The organism is Paenibacillus sp. R14(2021) (assembly GCF_019431355.1).
GTDB lineage: Bacteria > Bacillota > Bacilli > Paenibacillales > Paenibacillaceae > Paenibacillus_Z.
This window is the reverse complement of the sequence record NZ_CP080269.1, coordinates 334,248-350,471: the sequence shown is the minus strand read 5'-3', so window position 1 is coordinate 350,471 and position 16,224 is coordinate 334,248. Positions and strand designations below refer to the sequence as shown.

At 45.7% G+C, this 16,224-nt stretch carries 22 protein-coding genes; 9 read left to right on the top strand and 13 right to left on the bottom strand.

Translation table 11 applies throughout. The features are described from left to right. Positions 1–15: 15 nt before the first annotated feature. The 6 genes from KXU80_RS01865 to KXU80_RS01840 all read right to left on the bottom strand — a co-directional run bounded on the left by KXU80_RS01865 (position 16) and on the right by KXU80_RS01840 (position 3,598). Positions 16–432, bottom strand: a complete 417-nt coding sequence (locus KXU80_RS01865) for a DUF1259 domain-containing protein (RefSeq protein WP_219836616.1) — start codon at positions 430–432, stop codon at positions 16–18. A gap of 48 nt (positions 433–480) precedes the next feature. Continuing rightward, the gene (locus KXU80_RS01860) at positions 481–900 is read right to left on the bottom strand and encodes a DUF1259 domain-containing protein (protein ID WP_219836615.1); all 420 of its coding nucleotides are present in this window, start codon (positions 898–900) and stop codon (positions 481–483) included. A gap of 105 nt (positions 901–1,005) precedes the next feature. After that, a complete protein-coding gene (locus tag KXU80_RS01855) occupies positions 1,006–2,631 on the bottom strand; it encodes a GMC family oxidoreductase (protein ID WP_219836614.1) in 1,626 nt (541 codons plus the stop codon). Positions 2,632–2,884: 253 nt separating this feature from the next. Continuing rightward, positions 2,885–3,013, bottom strand: coding sequence for a DUF4023 family protein (locus KXU80_RS01850; protein ID WP_219836613.1), 129 nt, complete (start codon positions 3,011–3,013; stop codon positions 2,885–2,887). Between the two features lie 20 nt (positions 3,014–3,033). Beyond that, a complete protein-coding gene (locus KXU80_RS01845; protein ID WP_219836612.1) occupies positions 3,034–3,348 on the bottom strand; it encodes a spore coat protein in 315 nt (104 codons plus the stop codon). Positions 3,349–3,364: 16 nt separating this feature from the next. Beyond that, positions 3,365–3,598, bottom strand: coding sequence for a hypothetical protein (locus KXU80_RS01840; protein ID WP_219836611.1), 234 nt, complete (start codon positions 3,596–3,598; stop codon positions 3,365–3,367). Positions 3,599–3,767: 169 nt separating this feature from the next. On the opposite strand from KXU80_RS01840, the gene KXU80_RS01835 reads away from it, so the two are divergent. Beyond that, complete coding sequence (locus KXU80_RS01835; RefSeq protein WP_219836610.1) at positions 3,768–4,112, top strand: AMP-dependent synthetase and ligase; 345 nt, start codon at positions 3,768–3,770, stop codon at positions 4,110–4,112. 72 nt (positions 4,113–4,184) lie between these two features. On the opposite strand, the gene KXU80_RS01830 is transcribed toward KXU80_RS01835, so the two are convergent. Beyond that, positions 4,185–4,979 (bottom strand): DUF2935 domain-containing protein, encoded by a 795-nt coding sequence (locus tag KXU80_RS01830; RefSeq protein ID WP_219838817.1) that lies wholly within the window; start codon positions 4,977–4,979, stop codon positions 4,185–4,187. Between the two features lie 336 nt (positions 4,980–5,315). Here KXU80_RS01830 and KXU80_RS01825 point away from each other — a divergent pair, with 336 nt between their 5' ends. Beyond that, a complete protein-coding gene (locus KXU80_RS01825; RefSeq protein ID WP_219836609.1) occupies positions 5,316–5,945 on the top strand; it encodes a LysE family transporter in 630 nt (209 codons plus the stop codon). Here KXU80_RS01825 and KXU80_RS01820 read toward each other — a convergent pair. Continuing rightward, a complete protein-coding gene (locus KXU80_RS01820) occupies positions 5,889–7,331 on the bottom strand; it encodes an amino acid permease (protein WP_219836608.1) in 1,443 nt (480 codons plus the stop codon). The two genes, KXU80_RS01825 and KXU80_RS01820, sit on opposite strands and share 57 nt — an antisense overlap. A 240-nt stretch (positions 7,332–7,571) precedes the next feature. Between KXU80_RS01820 and KXU80_RS01815 the strand changes: the two genes are divergently transcribed. Both KXU80_RS01815 and KXU80_RS01810 read left to right on the top strand, forming a co-directional pair. Further along, positions 7,572–8,015 carry an Hsp20/alpha crystallin family protein gene (locus tag KXU80_RS01815; RefSeq protein ID WP_219836607.1) on the top strand — a complete coding sequence of 148 codons (444 nt, stop codon included), beginning with the start codon at positions 7,572–7,574 and terminating at the stop codon, positions 8,013–8,015. Positions 8,016–8,252: 237 nt separating this feature from the next. Next, a complete protein-coding gene (locus KXU80_RS01810) occupies positions 8,253–8,402 on the top strand; it encodes a hypothetical protein (protein ID WP_219839286.1) in 150 nt (49 codons plus the stop codon). 280 nt (positions 8,403–8,682) lie between these two features. On the opposite strand, the gene KXU80_RS01805 is transcribed toward KXU80_RS01810, so the two are convergent. Both KXU80_RS01805 and KXU80_RS01800 read right to left on the bottom strand, forming a co-directional pair. Then, a complete protein-coding gene (locus KXU80_RS01805; protein WP_219836606.1) occupies positions 8,683–8,862 on the bottom strand; it encodes a hypothetical protein in 180 nt (59 codons plus the stop codon). A gap of 220 nt (positions 8,863–9,082) precedes the next feature. Next, positions 9,083–9,424 (bottom strand): DUF2512 family protein, encoded by a 342-nt coding sequence (locus KXU80_RS01800; protein WP_219836605.1) that lies wholly within the window; start codon positions 9,422–9,424, stop codon positions 9,083–9,085. A gap of 152 nt (positions 9,425–9,576) precedes the next feature. Between KXU80_RS01800 and KXU80_RS01795 the strand changes: the two genes are divergently transcribed. Both KXU80_RS01795 and KXU80_RS01790 read left to right on the top strand, forming a co-directional pair. Then, positions 9,577–9,723 (top strand): YjcZ family sporulation protein, encoded by a 147-nt coding sequence (locus KXU80_RS01795; protein WP_219836604.1) that lies wholly within the window; start codon positions 9,577–9,579, stop codon positions 9,721–9,723. Positions 9,724–9,919: 196 nt separating this feature from the next. After that, positions 9,920–10,270 carry an AMP-dependent synthetase and ligase gene (locus tag KXU80_RS01790; protein ID WP_219836603.1) on the top strand — a complete coding sequence of 117 codons (351 nt, stop codon included), beginning with the start codon at positions 9,920–9,922 and terminating at the stop codon, positions 10,268–10,270. Between the two features lie 111 nt (positions 10,271–10,381). Here the strand turns inward: KXU80_RS01790 and KXU80_RS01785 are convergent, their stop codons facing one another. The 3 genes from KXU80_RS01785 to KXU80_RS01775 all read right to left on the bottom strand — a co-directional run bounded on the left by KXU80_RS01785 (position 10,382) and on the right by KXU80_RS01775 (position 12,278). Continuing rightward, complete coding sequence (locus KXU80_RS01785; RefSeq protein WP_219836602.1) at positions 10,382–10,900, bottom strand: DUF3231 family protein; 519 nt, start codon at positions 10,898–10,900, stop codon at positions 10,382–10,384. Positions 10,901–11,030: 130 nt separating this feature from the next. After that, the gene (locus KXU80_RS01780) at positions 11,031–11,333 is read right to left on the bottom strand and encodes a WGxxGxxG family protein (protein ID WP_258171203.1); all 303 of its coding nucleotides are present in this window, start codon (positions 11,331–11,333) and stop codon (positions 11,031–11,033) included. Positions 11,334–11,423: 90 nt separating this feature from the next. Further along, on the bottom strand, positions 11,424–12,278 hold the full coding sequence (locus KXU80_RS01775) for a manganese catalase family protein (protein ID WP_219836601.1): 855 nt from the start codon (positions 12,276–12,278) through the stop codon (positions 11,424–11,426). A 182-nt stretch (positions 12,279–12,460) separates the two neighbouring features. Between KXU80_RS01775 and KXU80_RS01770 the strand changes: the two genes are divergently transcribed. From KXU80_RS01770 to KXU80_RS01760, 3 genes are read left to right on the top strand one after another with little or no spacing between them, the layout of a single operon-like run. Continuing rightward, positions 12,461–14,137: a ribonuclease J gene (locus KXU80_RS01770; RefSeq protein ID WP_219836600.1), complete on the top strand. Its 1,677-nt coding sequence runs from the start codon at positions 12,461–12,463 to the stop codon at positions 14,135–14,137. A 52-nt stretch (positions 14,138–14,189) separates the two neighbouring features. After that, positions 14,190–15,437, top strand: coding sequence for an MFS transporter (locus tag KXU80_RS01765; protein WP_219836599.1), 1,248 nt, complete (start codon positions 14,190–14,192; stop codon positions 15,435–15,437). Then, positions 15,434–16,195, top strand: coding sequence for an MBL fold metallo-hydrolase (locus KXU80_RS01760; RefSeq protein ID WP_219836598.1), 762 nt, complete (start codon positions 15,434–15,436; stop codon positions 16,193–16,195). The genes KXU80_RS01765 and KXU80_RS01760 overlap by 4 nt, the downstream gene beginning before the upstream one ends. Positions 16,196–16,224: the final 29 nt, after the last annotated feature.

Below are 16,224 nucleotides of genomic sequence, written 5' to 3'. Positions count from 1 at the left end.
AATCGTAATGTGAAATTAACCCAAGAACGCAATAGAACGTTTTACTTTTCTCGCAAAGGCAATGGGATTATCGATTGACTCCCAGTGGATATACATGAGACGCGGGTTCTCGAACAGCCAGTGATTATGGACCGCCGTTACTTTTATCCCGTTTTTGCGAAGATTGGAAAGCAACCGATTTGCTTGGTTTTGGAAAAGCGCCGTTTCCCCTAAACAGAGTGCGCGCCCTGAACTGTCCAATGACTCGAACGAGAACAATTGATATCGAACTAAAGGAGACTTGGTGCGTCTTCCCAATATTGCGGCATTGATCCTTCTATTTCTAGAGACAAAACAGACTGGACCCTTTGTAATTTCATGCTCCGTAGCACCTAAAATAGATGAGAATTGGTTGCAAATCCTTATAAAACGCGGGCTAGCTTTCACCGCCATACGAATCATCCTCTCCTTGTTTCTTAACCTATAGACATTGCTCAGCCATTAACCCAAGAATGAAATGGAGTCTTTGGTTCTTCTAGCAAAAACAACAGGATTCATGATGGCTTCCCAGTGCATATACATTAAGCGAGGATTTTCTTTGAGCCAATGATTATGAACCGCAGTCACTTTGATCCCCCGTTTACGGAGATTCGTAATCAATCGATTAACCTGATTTTGATGTACGGCAGTTTCGCCCAGACAAAGAGCACGACCCGAACGATCGAGAGATTCAAACGAGAACATCTGCATTTGAACAAGAGGAGATTGCGTTCTCCTGCCCAAGATCGTTTCCCTGAGGTTCGTCATCCGCGTGACAAAACAGACCGGACCTTCCTCAATTTCTGATTCGCCCCCTAGAATTCTTGCGAATTGTGTACATAGCCTTCTGAATTGCGGGCTTACCTTCACTTGTTCAGCCATATAGCTCCTCCTTTAATCGCGTTCTGGATAATCTATGATCAAGAGAGGAAATTGAATTGGGCAGATTACTAGTTTCAAAAAAAAAACGCGTCCGAGTGGACGCGATTATTCCCCGTCAATTTCATGCAGTTCATTTGTCCTGCGTTTTTGATTTATGTTCGGCTTTTTCTTAAGCTGCCGAGCAATCGTATAGCCGATAAGAAATGCCGCTGACGAGGTGTTCCCGTCGACAGTAAACGGAATAATGGAAGCATCTGCAACAATTAAATCCTTTACCCCATGAACCTGGCCTCGTCGATCAACAACTCCTCCTCTGGTTAAAGGGGCCATACGCAGTGATCCTTGTTGATGGTGGTTATGGTCGAAATTTTGCTTAATGAATGCCTCCAACTGGGAATCATCATCAATCACATCCAGCGTCGGCGAAACCAATTGATAGGAAGGATCGATTTCTTCCAGCTTCGCCGCGATATCCTTAATGTACATTTTATAAATATTCTTAACCGATTCTAAATCGTCCGGATTAACCAGAAAAGCTTCATCCGCTAAGCTTATTGTCAACGGGTCATTGTTCTGGATCTTAATACTTCCACGGCTTCTTGGGCGTAACCATAAGATCGCAATATTCAGCGTTCCTTCAGCAGCGATACCGATAAGTTGAACGGCTCTTCTGTCGGGATCTTTTCCGGAAGGGTCCGGCAGGAAAGCTCCCCCTGTATATAAGGCATTCGGATCACCCAGGGGCAATGCTTGATCAACGGGATTCGTTGTGAAAGATGCAAAGTTAAGTGTATGGTTTCTTAACTTCTTTCCTACATTAGGATTATCGAATACGACAGGTATGCCTGCTTGCCGAAGAAGATTAGCGGGTCCGATGCCGGATAGCATTAATAGCTGTGCGCTATTGATTCCGGCCGAAATGATGACCTTCTTCCTGGCGTAAGCGCTTAGATGCTTTCCTTCCTTGAGAAGCTCGACTCCGTTCGCACGTTTATTGGAGAAGAGAACGCGGAGCGCAGTTGTCTTGACGAATACCCGCAGCTTCCGCCCTCTCGCGCCGCTCCCGTTTGGGAGAATTATATCCGATGATAAGAACGCGCTCGACGAGCTTTCTCTCGTTCCATCCGGATTTTGATAGAGCTGCCAACGTGTAAACGGTCCTAGTGGCGTTCGAGGATCATTATAATCGACAATTTCCTGATACCCGGTGGCTCGTTCAATGGCTTCGGTTAATTTTTCGGCCATCGTAGTCGGGTTCCTCGGTGCCTGCCGGATGTTGATTCGCCCTCTAAACCCACGAAACTGCGGATTATCTGATTGACCGTTATACTTCTCTAATTTTTTGAAGCGAAGTATTGCGCGTCTAGGCGACCATAATGGTCCGAGCAACTTTTCCCACTCTCTAAACACAGCCGATGTAGGTCGCACATATTGTTCCCCGTTAATGGATGAACCTCCGCCCAAAAGCCGCCCTGTTGTCCATTCGAATGAACGGTCATCAACCTCTTCTTGAGGGACTCCCTCTCCTTGCCAAAAATATTGAGGGAAAAAGTGCTCTTCCAATTCCAGTGCAAAAGTGGAGTCTCTGATCGGCTTATCCTTATCGTTATTCTCGCCTGCTTCTATAAGAAGAACCGACGTCTTTTTATCATCTGATAACGTTTTGGCAATCACCGCTCCAGCCGGTCCCGTTCCGACAACAATATAGTCGAAAATTAATTTTTTGCCCACCTTAACACCTCCAATAAGCTTCTGTAGACTATTTCAACCCCAATTCAAATGTGCCTGTTTTTAAAAAAATAAAGACCGTCCTGTGCGGATGGTCTTCTCAGCCTTTTAAGTATGCCGTTCCGCGTCCAGTTCAGTGTCTTTACGTGCACGCGGATCAGAGTATCTTCATATGTTATACATGCAAAAAAGCCGCATTTTACGCGGCTTTCAGCGAGACAAAGGATTACTATTTGCTTTTAAAGACACACATCGATTAAGGGTTGTTCGTATGCTGCACGTTAGCTAATTTCTGTGACGGCTTGCCTTTACCCCTCCCCGCATTCTTCCGCTGCTTCTCTTGAGTAGCCTCAAACTTTTTTACGAAGTCACTAGTGGATTCCATCACTCTTCACCTCGATTATCTCATTGAAATTGAAGGACGCTTTGTTCAGCAAACTGAGACGTTTTTTGTTGTGTTTGCTTATACTGAGCAATTTGCTTATCGATCTCTTGTTGCAGGACCGGCGACGAGGCATTATACAAGTTTGCCTGCTTCAAAACCGTGTAAAGCTCACCCTGCATCGTTAGCGTCTCATTTAGCAGGTCCGTGAACATTTTCCTGATTTGAGGACAGACAGATTCCGTTGCAGCCGTCGCATATTCCCTAGTAACGCGTTTTAAATCCGCCAAAATGGTATTGGAAATGTCTTCTTCAGGTAGATTGATTTGATTATTCACTCGGTTAATCCTCCTCTTATTGTTGAGGCTGCGTTGGAGCCATTGTTCGGTGTTGTTCCATCATTGATAACAGCGTCTGATAATGCTGGTTGTGTTTATCCTTAAACTGGTTCACGGTTTGTTTGATTTCCGGATTTTGAACGGTTGCGGCGGCTACCGTACATTGTTTTAGCAGCAAGTCTTCATTGGACATGGAATCTGCAATGTACTCCAATTCCTTTGCAGTCATTGCATCTGCTGATTGATTCATTGGTCGTTCTCCCTTCTTTTCCTTTGCGTATCAATTATCAGTTACGACGTTAAGACCGATATTGATATATCTTGGTTTTCCCTGAACATAATGGAACTATTCTGAATAAGTTTCAAGGTACGCTTACATACTACGTCTGTTAGAAATACAAAATTAGGAGGCACAAAACGTGCAATCGAATTACAATAACTTTACGCAGCCGAATCAGCTCCTCGCACAGTGTGAACAATTAATTCAGCAATTAACCCATCAGACACAGCAAGCATCCATGCAATATGAACAACTAATGAGACAAGAACAAGAAAACGCCATGCAGCTGGAACAACTTGCCCAACGCGAAAAACAAGCCGCCCATATCATTCAAACCGCATTACAAGGCCATCAAACGGCGATTCAACAGCTGCATCAAATTTCGAATGCTTGCAATCAATTGGTAAATACGTCGAACACCTTTGCCACGTCTATGGTATCGCCTCAATATAATCAATCGAATGACGTTCTTAGAACGCAATAGTAAGAACACAACACAAAGAGCCCCTTTCTGCGGGGCTCTTTGCATCATTTGTTCGATAGGAATTGAAAGGAATCACCCTTGTATTCTTGGTTTATCCGCCTGACAGTTTGGATTCGAAACTAGTCCAAGGTTTGCGAGTTTTCCTAAGTAATAGCATTCTTCTCTAAACATGTGGTCAGGCATTAACGGACTGATCCGGTCTAATACCTCAGCGGTTATTTCCAATTCCTCCAATTCATTTAAGAATCCCATAAAGCATTTCATTTCAATGCCGACTTCCTTATGGAGCCTCCCGAAAGCAGGAAACTCCTTTAAATTTGTTCGCATGAAGCCGGCCATTTCAATGCTTTTAAGATAAAGTTGATTAAAGTGTTTCTCGAATTTTTGGCTCCGCTTGATTAAAGCTTTCTCGACTGCATCCAAATCGCTTGCAATCGCAGCCGCATGACCCGCTGCATCAGGCAGCCACAAAAAATCATAATGCAGCGCATCGAATACCGGCACCGGTTTACCAGCGACCAAATCATTTAAAATACGCAGATATTCTTCCAATTCGTTAAGCATATGATTGATAAACGAAGGCGTTAAACTGATGATTACTGTTCCAAGAAGCATTCTGCGCAGTAAATCCAATTTGAACGCTCTGAACTCGATCGTAAGCGCAAGGGCTTTGTTATTGATCGTACTAACCTCTGTTTCCGAACCTCCCCTTCGCGCTTGCTCAAGAAGATTATCGAATGCTTGAATAAAATAGGATGCATGTTGGATATCCTGGTTTTCAATCGGAGACAATGAGTTAACGATAAACCTTCCATGATCCCCCAATATCTGCAGCCAAAAACGATGTTCAAATAATGCGGCTTGCATCAAGCTTGATCCCTCCTGCAGAATAGAGATGATTTTACTGTAGTAAGGGTATGCTTGAAATTGCTGGATTATTAAATTTGCGTGCATAGACATGGCTTCTTGCACTGGTTTTTTGGTTTCTGCCGCTCGCGTTATTCAAACATCATTACGCCCCAGGGCATTCCAAGGGGCGTTTTTTGTTTTCCATTTTTACGGTGATTCCCCTTTACCTAGTGCTCAAAAATCTAAATGACGCACGTGTGTTCTCCGACATAAACTCGGCCGTGAAGGAATAACTTGTACAGGCAGGTACAAGTTCCGCCTGTTTAGTCATTAACGAAGGGAGGCTCAAGCGAAGTGTCCGTTCTTTTCGGTTATTTTTTGCTCGGCCTTTCTCTATCTGCTCCGATCGGCCCGATCAACGCAGCGCAGTTGGACAAGGGCATGAAGCATGGATTTCTGCATGCCTGGCTAATCGGCATTGGTGCAATGATGGCGGATATTTTTTTTATGGTACTCGTCTTTTTTGGGCTGGTTCACTTTATCTCGATCCCGTTTATTCAGACGTTTCTATGGCTGTTCGGCGCTTTCGTGCTCATCTACACCGGAATCGAAAGCGTGAACGGCGCGCGGAAAGTGCCGCTTGCCCGGTCGGATTCTGGAAATTCCGCCTACGGGAAGACACTACTGTCGGGCTTCCTCTTGTCGGTGTCCAATCCGCTGTCTATCTTGTTCTGGCTCGGCATTTACGGCTCCGTTCTCATCGAGATGACGGTCCGGTACGATACTCGCGAGCTAGCGGCGGCCAGTCTGGCTATCATCGCGGGAATAGCCTTTTGGGACATCTCGATGGCGGGTTTGGCCGGATTCTTCCGAAAATGGTTGAACGGCCCGTTGATCCAGTTCATTTCGATCATTTCCGGACTGTCGTTAATCGGATTTGGCGCGTATTTTGGATTTGAGGCGTTCCGAATGCTGTTTGGGTGAGAAACGCTCGGTCCTGCCTTGCTGCGGACCGCTTGGCGCCCCGCCTTTCCAACGTTTCCTCATGACGAGGGTAAGCACGCCGATCACAGCCGCGAAGGCAAGGCTGATGTAGAAACCGGGACGACTCATATGATGGACGACGCAGCCTGCCACTGCCGCCAGCAGCACGGCCATGCCAGCCATGCTCTTGACGCGGCCCCAAACAGTAAGCTTCAACAGCTTGAACGAGCTCGCAAGAATAAACAGCCAATTGTAAAGCAGCATCAATCCGGCGGCAATCGTGAAATATTCATAGATTCGGCCCGGCATCAGCAGCGCGAACACGGTCGACAGTACGAGCCCGCCCGTTGTAAGGCTAATCGCGGCAATCGGCTTTCCTTTCCAGCTCCGGGTGAAAAAGGTCGGAGCATCTTTATCTTTGGCGAGCGTGACGAGAATTTTAGTTACCGCAAACAAGGAGGCGACCATTGTCGAGAATCCCGCGACGATGAGAACGGCGTTGAACACGGTAAGCGCCCATGGCAGCCGGAATAGAGCGAGCGCCAGCATGAACGGGCTTTGTTTGGAATGAAACGTCTGCCAAGGTACAAGCAGAATGGCGAGCAGCAGGGAAGCGATATAGATCACCGCAAGCAGAAGCAGCATCACGCGTCCGGCTTTCGGCGCCTCTTCCGGCTTCTGAAGCCGCATCGCCATGAGTCCCATGACTTCAATGCCGCCGAATGCGTATATCGCCAGCAGTAGCGACGACCACCATCCTATGAAGCCAAAGGGGGCAAACGGCGTTACGGAGTCAGTGAAGGTATGGCGCTCGCCGTGGACGTAGATGACGTTCAGCACGACAAGTAAGGCGATGACGATAAACATGAGAATGGCAGCGATCTTTACGACGGCGAATACATTTTCCACCCGTTCGAACGCTTTCGTCCCAATCACGACCACGCACAGGCCGAGCGCCCCGTAACAGGCGGCGAAGATCCACATCGGGACACCGGCCAACCAGTGGCGTGTAAAGAGCGATAATGCTGTCAGCTGGCTGCCCATAATCAACAACTCGGACGACCAATAGACCCAGCCGCTGCTGAATCCAGCCCACCGCCCGAAGGCCTTCTTGGCATATGCCCTGAAGGAGCCTTCGAGCGGCTCTTCGGCTGTCATTTTCGCCAGGACGTCGAAGACGACCAGCGTGACGAGCGCAGCGATGGCATAAGAAAGCAATGCCGCCGGTCCCCCAGCCTTAATCGATATGGCGGAGCCCAGAAAAAATCCAGTACCGATCGTGCAGCCGACGCCAAGCAGCGAAAGCTGCCACCATTTCAGCTTAGGCGGTTCGTTCTTCTCTTCTTGATTTCCCCCGTTTACCGCTTTCGTTTCAGTAGAAGCCATTTATGCACCCATCCTTGGATTTTGTTGGCTTTATCTTGGTTTAATTGGAGGAAGATTATGTACTATTTCCAGGAATGATTGACCTGTCAGCAGGTGAATTCAAAACCGTTTAAAAGAATAAGAGCGGTTCCCCGCTGTAAGAGATCCGCCCTTACAACCTGCTCCTCTCGATATTGAATAAGATTTGATGCCAGTGGAAATATATCGTTTGTGGTAACTACGATATGGGAGGAAATTAAGATGCATTTGATGCCCTATGATCGGTTTCGTCACTTGGATAACATGAAGCGCGAATTTGACCGCTTCTTTACAAATGACCATTCTCACCTTAGTACCGGGTTTGGTCATAGCATTGGTAATCCGAGCGTAGATGTACATGAAACGAATGATGAGGTTATTGCGTTATGTGATATCCCCGGCCTTGAAAAGAAGGAAGATGTAAGTATTGAAATTGAAAATAACATGCTCTTGATAAGCGGCAGCATTAACAGAAGGCATGAGATTATGGAAGAGAATATACACCGGCAAGAACGCTACATGGGTCGATTCCATCGTTCAATTGGACTTCCAGCCGTTGTGAATCCAGAAGACGTTAGGGCAACTTATAAAAACGGCGTTTTAGTCATTCATATGCCTAAAGCTCAGCCGAACACAAAAAAACGAATCGATGTCGATTTCCACTAAGCCCTAATCCCGGACAAGCGTTGCTTCTTGCGCGTTCATTCTGGTCAACGTGTATTATGATTATTCTGCCATCTGGAAAATGACCGTGGGGGTGACTTCCAAATGAAGTGCGTTTATTGTGAAAACATTCAGCAAATCAAGGGAATGAAACATAAATGCTACATTTGCTCAATTATTAATCGTTAAGAGCGTGACTTCGGACACCTAAATCCTCATCAATTTAAGGAGATGATATCATTGAAAGAATGTGAAAAGGAAGAACCTACAATCGCACCCGGAATGAACACTCACGACCCGCTTGAGAAGAAGGCTACGGAAGAAGAAATTGAAAAAGGCGACTATACTTCGGTAACGCGACTTTTCCTGGATCGAACACTAGAAGAATAAACAGGTGTCGATTGATGTTCTTGACCTCCTCATCCATGGATGAGGAAACTACATAATTCCCTCGTGGTTGACAATGAAAAAGGAGTCATCTGTTAAGATGATCTTGACGTTGTTAATCGAGGGGATTTTTTGTCTAAAGAGAAACGGAAAAACAAAATGTAAGCCGAGGAGTTAAACGCTGCGGCGGTGAGGTTGCAAACTAAAACGACCGCTCCCCGGTAGAATACCGGGAAGCAGCCGCTGCTTAGAAGCCTATTTATGGGTGGTTGTTTACTGACAGCTAGGCAATCTGGGTTGGTTTCTTTCGTATGCTCGTGAGCTCGAAAGCCTCTTTAGGAATCCCTAGTTCTTGGGCCTTCTTCTTCTTAATAACCATGGCCTGTTGTAAGCTAGTGGCTTGAAATTCAATGGTGGTGCCCGAAGGATCCTCAAATGCGTAGTAGCTTTTTTTATTCGACATTAAACAAGCGCCTCTCCATCTTATTCTCGAATGATTTTATGCGGCCATGTTCTTGAGTTGAGCGCATTTAGATCAAAAGTAAACCCGTACCACGGTGGCCAATAATGGTACGGGTGTTAAGAGGTTGCGGATGCAGATCTTTTTACCTCTTGCGAGAATTTTGCCCATTTGTGGATTCGCTATTCGTCATTAAAAGAAGTTGCAGAAAATTTTTCGCTAATCACTTTGCCCTAACAGATAACTCTTCCTGAAAAACATATCGATGAATAAACCATTCTGCAATTCCCAGGATAACCGCAATAACCAAAATTTCGCCGCCGTTTAAATCCCAGTCCATTTGATCCGCTGCAAACCATAAAATCAGATAAGCCAGCACGAAATCCGCTAGTGTCGCCACCATGTTATTGGTTGATCGCAAAATAAGCTGATCACCCACAAAATAAGCAATTAACGTCAATGCCGTGGCAGTAATGGCTGCATTCCAAAAGGAGACATCCGCGTAATACATGAGCAGAGACACGACGATTACGCCATTGACCAGCCACTTTAAAATAAATTTCATTATTGTCACCTCCATTTTGAGTCAGATATTAATGTTTACTTACGTGAATATAAATATTCAAATGGACATATGCCCCTTTATGAGAATAGCCCATGCAAAATAGACCAATTGACATATACTGCGGTGTACCTAAACTTGAAGGAGATGAACACATGGGTTACGGAATGAGTAACGTTGGTGGTGTAGGTCAAGGTTATGGCCCTGGTTGCGGCGGCGGTTATGGTGCTGGCTTCGGTGCCGGAGGAATACTTGTACTGTTCATATTATTGGTAATCATCACTCGTTCCTGGCTGTTCTAAGAATAATCGCAGCAACTTAATCAGTTGGAACTAGCCTCCCAGTTCCATAATGTGCATATAAAGAAGGACCTGCTAACCGGACGGCAGGTCCTTTGCATTATTTCATCCAGTGTTAAACTTTATTTGAATAAGTTTCAAGGTACGTCTACATACTACGTTTGTTAGAAAAATACAAAATTAGGAGGCACAAAAAAGTATGCAATCGAATTACACTAACTTTACGCAGCCGAACCAGGTCCTCGCACAGTGCGAACGTTTGATTCAGCAATTAACTAATCAGACGCAGCAAGCATCCATGCAGTATGAACAGCTAATGAGACAGGAACAAGAAAACGCCATGCAGCTGGAACAACTTGCCCAACGGGAAAAACAAGCCGCCCATATTATTCAAACCGCATTGCAAGGCCATCAAATGGCGATTCAACAGCTGCATCAAATTTCGAATGCTTGTAATCAATTAGTAAATACGTCGAATACCTTCGCTACGAATATGATATCGCAGCAGCAAAATAATCAAACGAATGATTTTCTTAGAACTCAACATTAGAACACAACGTCAAGAGCCCTTTTGAACGAGCTTGGCATCATTCGTTCGAGCAGATGTTTTCCATGACAAAAAAAAAACCGTCGACATATCGACGGTTTTTTAAATGGGAAGTTAAGCATGCACGGGTTCGGGTCTCTTGATCTGCAGAGGAGGAGGAATGAGCCAACCTTTTTCTTTATTCATTTTCAGTATTTTAAGTCCAATTGCTGTCAACGTCATATGGTACTTAGCGAATAAAGCACCAATATCTTCTCTGACGGACATTCCAATCGCTTGACTGCATGCAACTAACCCTAATGACACGTCTGCCGCTATTTTTGCAGCCATTTCGGGATCAGTGAATCTGGCGCCGACAGGTATATCTTCTAGCTTTACTGGCGGTCTCTCTGGCATTACTGGCGCTGGCGCTATTCCATTCTCAACGAGGATTTTATCCAACTCTGCAATTTCAAGCTCGGCTTGATTAATTAGGTCGCCAAGCACTTTTTGTAACTCTTTGTCTCCAGAATGGTTCAAGTACGTTTGGTAACAAGACACAGTACCTTTTGCCATTGAAGATGCCGTCCATACAGTAAATATTTCACCGTAATGCATGGGTTCTTCTTTTGATTTACCGCTTAAAATACCCATTTAAAAAGCCTCCTTCAATTTTCAACTTAACGACTTATTTATTTTGTCCAAACGTATATCATTAAAGTACATTGCAACTCTGGAAAATTTAACATAAAAAAAGTCCCTCCCGAGGGACTTTTTTTTGTATTTAAGCACGGTCACGGTCTTGGTTACGCGAGCGATTCCTCGCACCAGCTAATCCGATCAAACCTAAAAGGCCCAGCCAGCCCCAATCGAAGTCATTATCATTATCATTAGCTGCCGTTGCCCTGTAGTTTCCTCCTCCAGTGGTTGAGGTCGCATTGTAACTATTCGTCGAACGGTTGTCATAAGACTGGTTACTTTGGGTTGAAGGTGAAGTCATGTTGCCTGCTGCACTCAACATTCCTTCGCTCATCATTATCGACAAGCAACTTAGCGACAGTATTGCTAGTGTTCTCAGTTTTTTCAAGTTGTTCAAACCCCTTCACTAGTAAATTGCAAGCATATATGGTTTTCCCCCTGAGGATATAAAATATGCGTATGGCCAACTTTGGCTATATTATTGCATCATATCGACTAAGCCTGGGCTGTGCTCATTAGGCATATCCGGGAGCTGAGGCACCATATATCCAACGGGTGGAGGCGTTACAGTGAACTCTTGACCATTGCGGCTAGGTGACTTGCCATGAAGCACTTCGCCGATACGGGTCTGATCCAGCCTGAAATTAAACTGAACATTATGAAAACCCATGTCTACGTATTTGCGGCATTCCGGATATTTGTTGATGTCGTAATTCGGTACCGGAAACAATTTGCCCCAATCTACCCCTAATGTCTCCAACGCTTTGGCGAAAGCATTCTGATGCGCGTTGTCACGGACGATCAGGAAACCTAGCGTTTCTCGGAACGTTTTGTTTGCGCTCATTTCATAAATCCTTGTTTTCTGCAGCACACCCGTTGATTCTAGAACAACGTTGTTCAGCATATCGCTGATTAAGTTGCCATGACTGTACACCCAAGAACCATTCCATGGATTGCCCCCGGCATCCACCGGAAGTGAGCTTTTCGCCCCCATAATGAAATGATGCGGGTTCGCATGCTTAATCGCTTCGTCCAGCGGCGCGGCATCCACACCTGCGTTCCCCGGCGCAGATTCCCCCGCTCCGTTCAGCAGTTGGTTAATCGTGTTTTGAACGAGCTCGACATGTGCGATCTCCTCCAGGAAAACACCTCGCAGTAAATCACGAAATTGTTTCTCTTTCCCTCTAAAATTGGAGCTTTGGAAAAAATATTGCATCATCGTTCGCATCTCGCCAAACTGACCGCCAAGGGTTTCTTGCAATACTTTCGCTGCTGCAGGATCGGGTTGGTCCACTTCGATTTTGTTGATTAATTCTTCTTTGTAATAATACATATCAAGATTGTCCTCCTAATGGGTGGTTGTCCTTCTCTTTACATTTTCCTGCATCTGAATCCACTATTCGGAGGGTTTATACATTTTTGTTCCAAAATTGTAATGGATAATTCCCACTATCACGAGCAACATTATACTCGTTCTTGCAAGTTCTAAAACTTGTTGCATCAGGGGGTTAACTTGTGAACGTTAGGGCAGATCAAATCTCAATCGCTGCACTAGGTGGCGTGAATGAAGTTGGCAAAAATATGTACCTGGTTCAATTTAACGATGACATCATTGTCGTGGACTGCGGATCGAAATTTCCGGATGAAAGCTTGCTTGGTATAGATATCATTATTCCGGACATTACCTTTTTGATCGAAAACCAAAACAAAATTCGGGGTTTGGTTATTACCCATGGGCACGAAGATCATATTGGCGGAGTCCCTTACATTATAAAACAGCTGAACATGCCGGTTTATGCAACTCGTCTAACGCTTGGTCTGATTAAAGGAAAACTTAGGGAGCATGGGTTAATTGGCACCACAGAACTCCATGAAATCGATTCGAATTCTGAACTTACGCTTGGGTCGATGCAAGTACAATTCTTTCGTACGAATCACAGCATTCCCGATTGCCTTGGGATTGCTTTTCAAACGCCGCTAGGAACGGTTGTTCATACCGGAGATTTTAAATTTGACTTGACCCCGGTAAATGAACAATATGCAGATATTCATAAGATGGCCGAAATTGGGAAGAACGGCGTTCTGGCGTTATTATCGGAGAGCACGAATGCGGAACGACCCGGGTTTACCCCTTCCGAACGGCAAGTAGGCGAACATATCGAGGAGGCTTTCAAGAAGGCTAGAGGAAAAATATTCCTCTCCACCTTTGCATCCAATGTACATCGGGTACAGCAGGTTATCGACGCTGCCGAGAAGACGAACCGCAAATTAGTTCTGCTTGGCAGAAGTATGGTCAACGTTGTCGACATTGCCTCGTCCCTCGGTTACTTGAGATTGCCGAACGGGATGCTTGTAGAAGCCTCAGAAAGCAAAAACTTTGCGCCGCACGAATTGGTCATACTATGCACAGGAAGCCAAGGGGAACCCATGGCTGCATTAGCACGGCTAGCGAACGGAACCCATAGACAAATTCACGTGGATGCTGGTGACACTGTTATTCTTGCCTCATCCCCCATTCCAGGCAACGAACGCAACGTAGGGCATATCGTGGATAATTTGTTCGAAAAAAAAGCACTGGTTATCTACGGGTCAGGCACTGTGACGGGGATGCACGTGTCAGGACATGCCAGCCAAGAAGAATTAAAACTCATGCTTACATTAATGAAGCCAAAATACTTTATTCCGATACATGGAGAATATCGCATGCTTCACCAACATCGCCAACTGGCAGAAGCAGTAGGTGTGGAACCCAGCCATATTTTCATCATCAATAATGGGGATGTCGTAGACATTCAGGCTTCCGAGGCTCGCAAGAATCGCAGAATTCCAAACGGGAATACACTCGTTGACGGTTTAGGAATCGGAGATGTTGGTCATATCGTCTTGCGAGACCGTAAAGTGTTATCGGAGGACGGAATTCTGATCATCGTCGTGACCATTGCCAAATCGGATAACAAAATCGTTAATGGCCCTGATATTATTTCTCGCGGTTTTGTCTATGTACGGGAATCAGAAGGTCTTATGGGAGAAGTACAGCGAGTAGCGCGTTCTACCATTACTCAGCTTCAAAGTACAAAATCAAATGCCAATTGGAATGACTATAAGCAAACGCTTAAAGAATCAATCGGAAAGTTTGTGTATGCTCATACGAAGAGAAGGCCCATGATTCTTACGATTATCATTCAAGTTTGAAATCGTTTGAAATTACTCGGTTTAGCAGAAGCTGCATGAAGGAGCGCCAATAATGAAAGAGAAAAAGAAATTGGATCTGGCAGCGTTGTCGTCCATACCCTTAATTATGACGCTTGCGAATTCCATGCTGATACCGATTCTTCCTTTGATGCAGCGGGAGTTGAAAATTTCCGACTTGCAGACGAGCTTAATTATAACGGTGTATGCTGCCGTGTCGATCGTATGTATTCCGATTGCCGGGTATTTATCGGATCGCTTTGGCCGGAAACGCATTATTGTCATTAGCTTAATCGTTGTTGCGGTCGGCGGATTGGTCTCGGGACTGGCTGCATGGTTAATGAGTATGCACAGCAGTTATTATGTTATTTTGCTGGGGCGGTTCATCCAAGGCGTAGGAGCCGCCGGAGCTTTTCCGATTGTAATCCCCTTGGTCGGAGACATGTTTGACAGCAAAGAAGAAGTGAGCAGCGGGCTCGGCATGATCGAAACCTCCAATACGTTTGGCAAAGTAATAAGTCCCGTATTGGGCTCGGCCCTTGCTTTGGTTTTATGGTTTCTGCCGCTCGCCGTTATTCCGTTGATTTCGATCTTCTCGATCCTGGCTGTGATCTTCTTCGTGAAAGCCCCCGAACCTGGCGATTCCGCTGCTGAACAGGATTCGAACACGGATAACCGCTTCCGGTCATTTGTGCATCATACCGTTTCATTATTAGCCGAGAAAGGACATTGGCTTTATGCGATTTTCGCTATCGGCTGCCTTGGCATGTTCATCATGTTTGGTTTTCTATACTATCTTTCTTCTGTACTTGAACATCATTACCATATCGACGGCATAAAGAAAGGTCTCTTGTTGGCAATTCCGCTGAGCGCTATCTGTCTAGCCTCTTATATCACGGGCAAAATCGTGGGCGAAAATAAGCTCCGTATGAAGGTATTCAGCGCGATCGGGCTTATCGTACTAACTGCTGCCATGGTGACCTGCGGCCTAGCCAACACGAAAGGTTTGTGGTTTCTCATCTCGCTCATGTTCGTTAGCGGCGGCGGAATCGGTTTGGTCCTCCCAAGCCTTGATGCACTGATTACGGAAGGCATCGAGAAGAAGCAGCGCGGGACGATTACTTCTTTGTATAGCAGTGCCCGGTTCATTGGGGTTGCATTAGGTCCCCTGATTGCATCGGTCATGTTAAAGAGCGAGGCGTGGTTATTCTACTTATTCGCCGGTTGCGCGTTACTCTGTTCCATTCTTGCTCTGTTTACAATCAAGCCTAATAAAGAAAAAAAGGAGCACTTGAAATCATGAACCGATTACCTGAGGATATTGATTACTTACGGACAGCAATTGCAAATGTCGTGTTTGTCGGTGTTCCGGGCAGCAGCGATTGGGTATTAATTGATGCAGGTATCATGACCTATGGGGACAATATCAGAACTGCAGCCGCCGAACGATTCGGTCCGAATAAGCCTCGCGCCATTATTTTGACACATGGACATTTCGACCATGTTGGCTCTTTGAAAGATCTGCTTGAACACTGGGACGTTCCGGTTTACGCACATCCGCTTGAAATGCCTTATCTGAATGGGCAGGAAGATTACCCGCCTGCTGATCCTTCCGTCGGAGGCGGACTAATGGCCGCATTTTCCCCGGTGTATCCGCATAAGGGAATTGATATTCACCAGTTTGTGAAGGAACTGCCGAACGATGGATCGATTACCGAGCTTCCGGAATGGCGGTGGATCCATACGCCAGGGCATACAAAAGGACATATTTCCTTATACCGCGATCGCGATCGCATGATCATTGCCGGAGACGCATTTATAACGGTCAAGCAGGAATCGGCTTGGGCTGTGATAACCCAGGAAGAGGAAATTCACGGCCCGCCTGCTTACTTTACATTCGACTGGCAGCACGCTTGGGCTTCGGTGAGAACAATCGCTGAACTGAATCCGCGGTCAGCTATCACCGGGCACGGCCATCCAATGTACGGAAACGAACTGCAGATCGGCTTAAGGCGCTTGGCTGAGCAGTTTGATCAGTTGGCTATACCGGTTAAAGCATGAGCTGCATCAACTCATGCGTACCGACCACA

Excerpts from the sequence above, each read along its gene's own strand:
- KXU80_RS01865 (WP_219836616.1), bottom strand. The coding sequence starts at position 432 with ATGGCGGTGAAAGCTAGCCCGCGTTTTATAAGGATTTGCAACCAATTC.
- KXU80_RS01860 (WP_219836615.1), bottom strand. The coding sequence starts at position 900 with ATGGCTGAACAAGTGAAGGTAAGCCCGCAATTCAGAAGGCTATGTACA.
- KXU80_RS01850 (WP_219836613.1), bottom strand. The coding sequence starts at position 3,013 with ATGGAATCCACTAGTGACTTCGTAAAAAAGTTTGAGGCTACTCAAGAG.
- KXU80_RS01840 (WP_219836611.1), bottom strand. The coding sequence starts at position 3,598 with ATGAATCAATCAGCAGATGCAATGACTGCAAAGGAATTGGAGTACATT.
- KXU80_RS01830 (WP_219838817.1), bottom strand. The coding sequence starts at position 4,979 with ATGCAAGCCGCATTATTTGAACATCGTTTTTGGCTGCAGATATTGGGG.
- KXU80_RS01820 (WP_219836608.1), bottom strand. The coding sequence starts at position 7,331 with ATGGCTTCTACTGAAACGAAAGCGGTAAACGGGGGAAATCAAGAAGAG.
- KXU80_RS01815 (WP_219836607.1), top strand. The coding sequence starts at position 7,572 with ATGCATTTGATGCCCTATGATCGGTTTCGTCACTTGGATAACATGAAG.
- KXU80_RS01805 (WP_219836606.1), bottom strand. The coding sequence starts at position 8,862 with ATGTCGAATAAAAAAAGCTACTACGCATTTGAGGATCCTTCGGGCACC.
- KXU80_RS01800 (WP_219836605.1), bottom strand. The coding sequence starts at position 9,424 with ATGAAATTTATTTTAAAGTGGCTGGTCAATGGCGTAATCGTCGTGTCT.
- KXU80_RS01795 (WP_219836604.1), top strand. The coding sequence starts at position 9,577 with ATGGGTTACGGAATGAGTAACGTTGGTGGTGTAGGTCAAGGTTATGGC.
- KXU80_RS01790 (WP_219836603.1), top strand. The coding sequence starts at position 9,920 with ATGCAATCGAATTACACTAACTTTACGCAGCCGAACCAGGTCCTCGCA.
- KXU80_RS01785 (WP_219836602.1), bottom strand. The coding sequence starts at position 10,900 with ATGGGTATTTTAAGCGGTAAATCAAAAGAAGAACCCATGCATTACGGT.
- KXU80_RS01775 (WP_219836601.1), bottom strand. The coding sequence starts at position 12,278 with ATGTATTATTACAAAGAAGAATTAATCAACAAAATCGAAGTGGACCAA.
- KXU80_RS01765 (WP_219836599.1), top strand. The coding sequence starts at position 14,190 with ATGAAAGAGAAAAAGAAATTGGATCTGGCAGCGTTGTCGTCCATACCC.
- KXU80_RS01760 (WP_219836598.1), top strand. The coding sequence starts at position 15,434 with ATGAACCGATTACCTGAGGATATTGATTACTTACGGACAGCAATTGCA.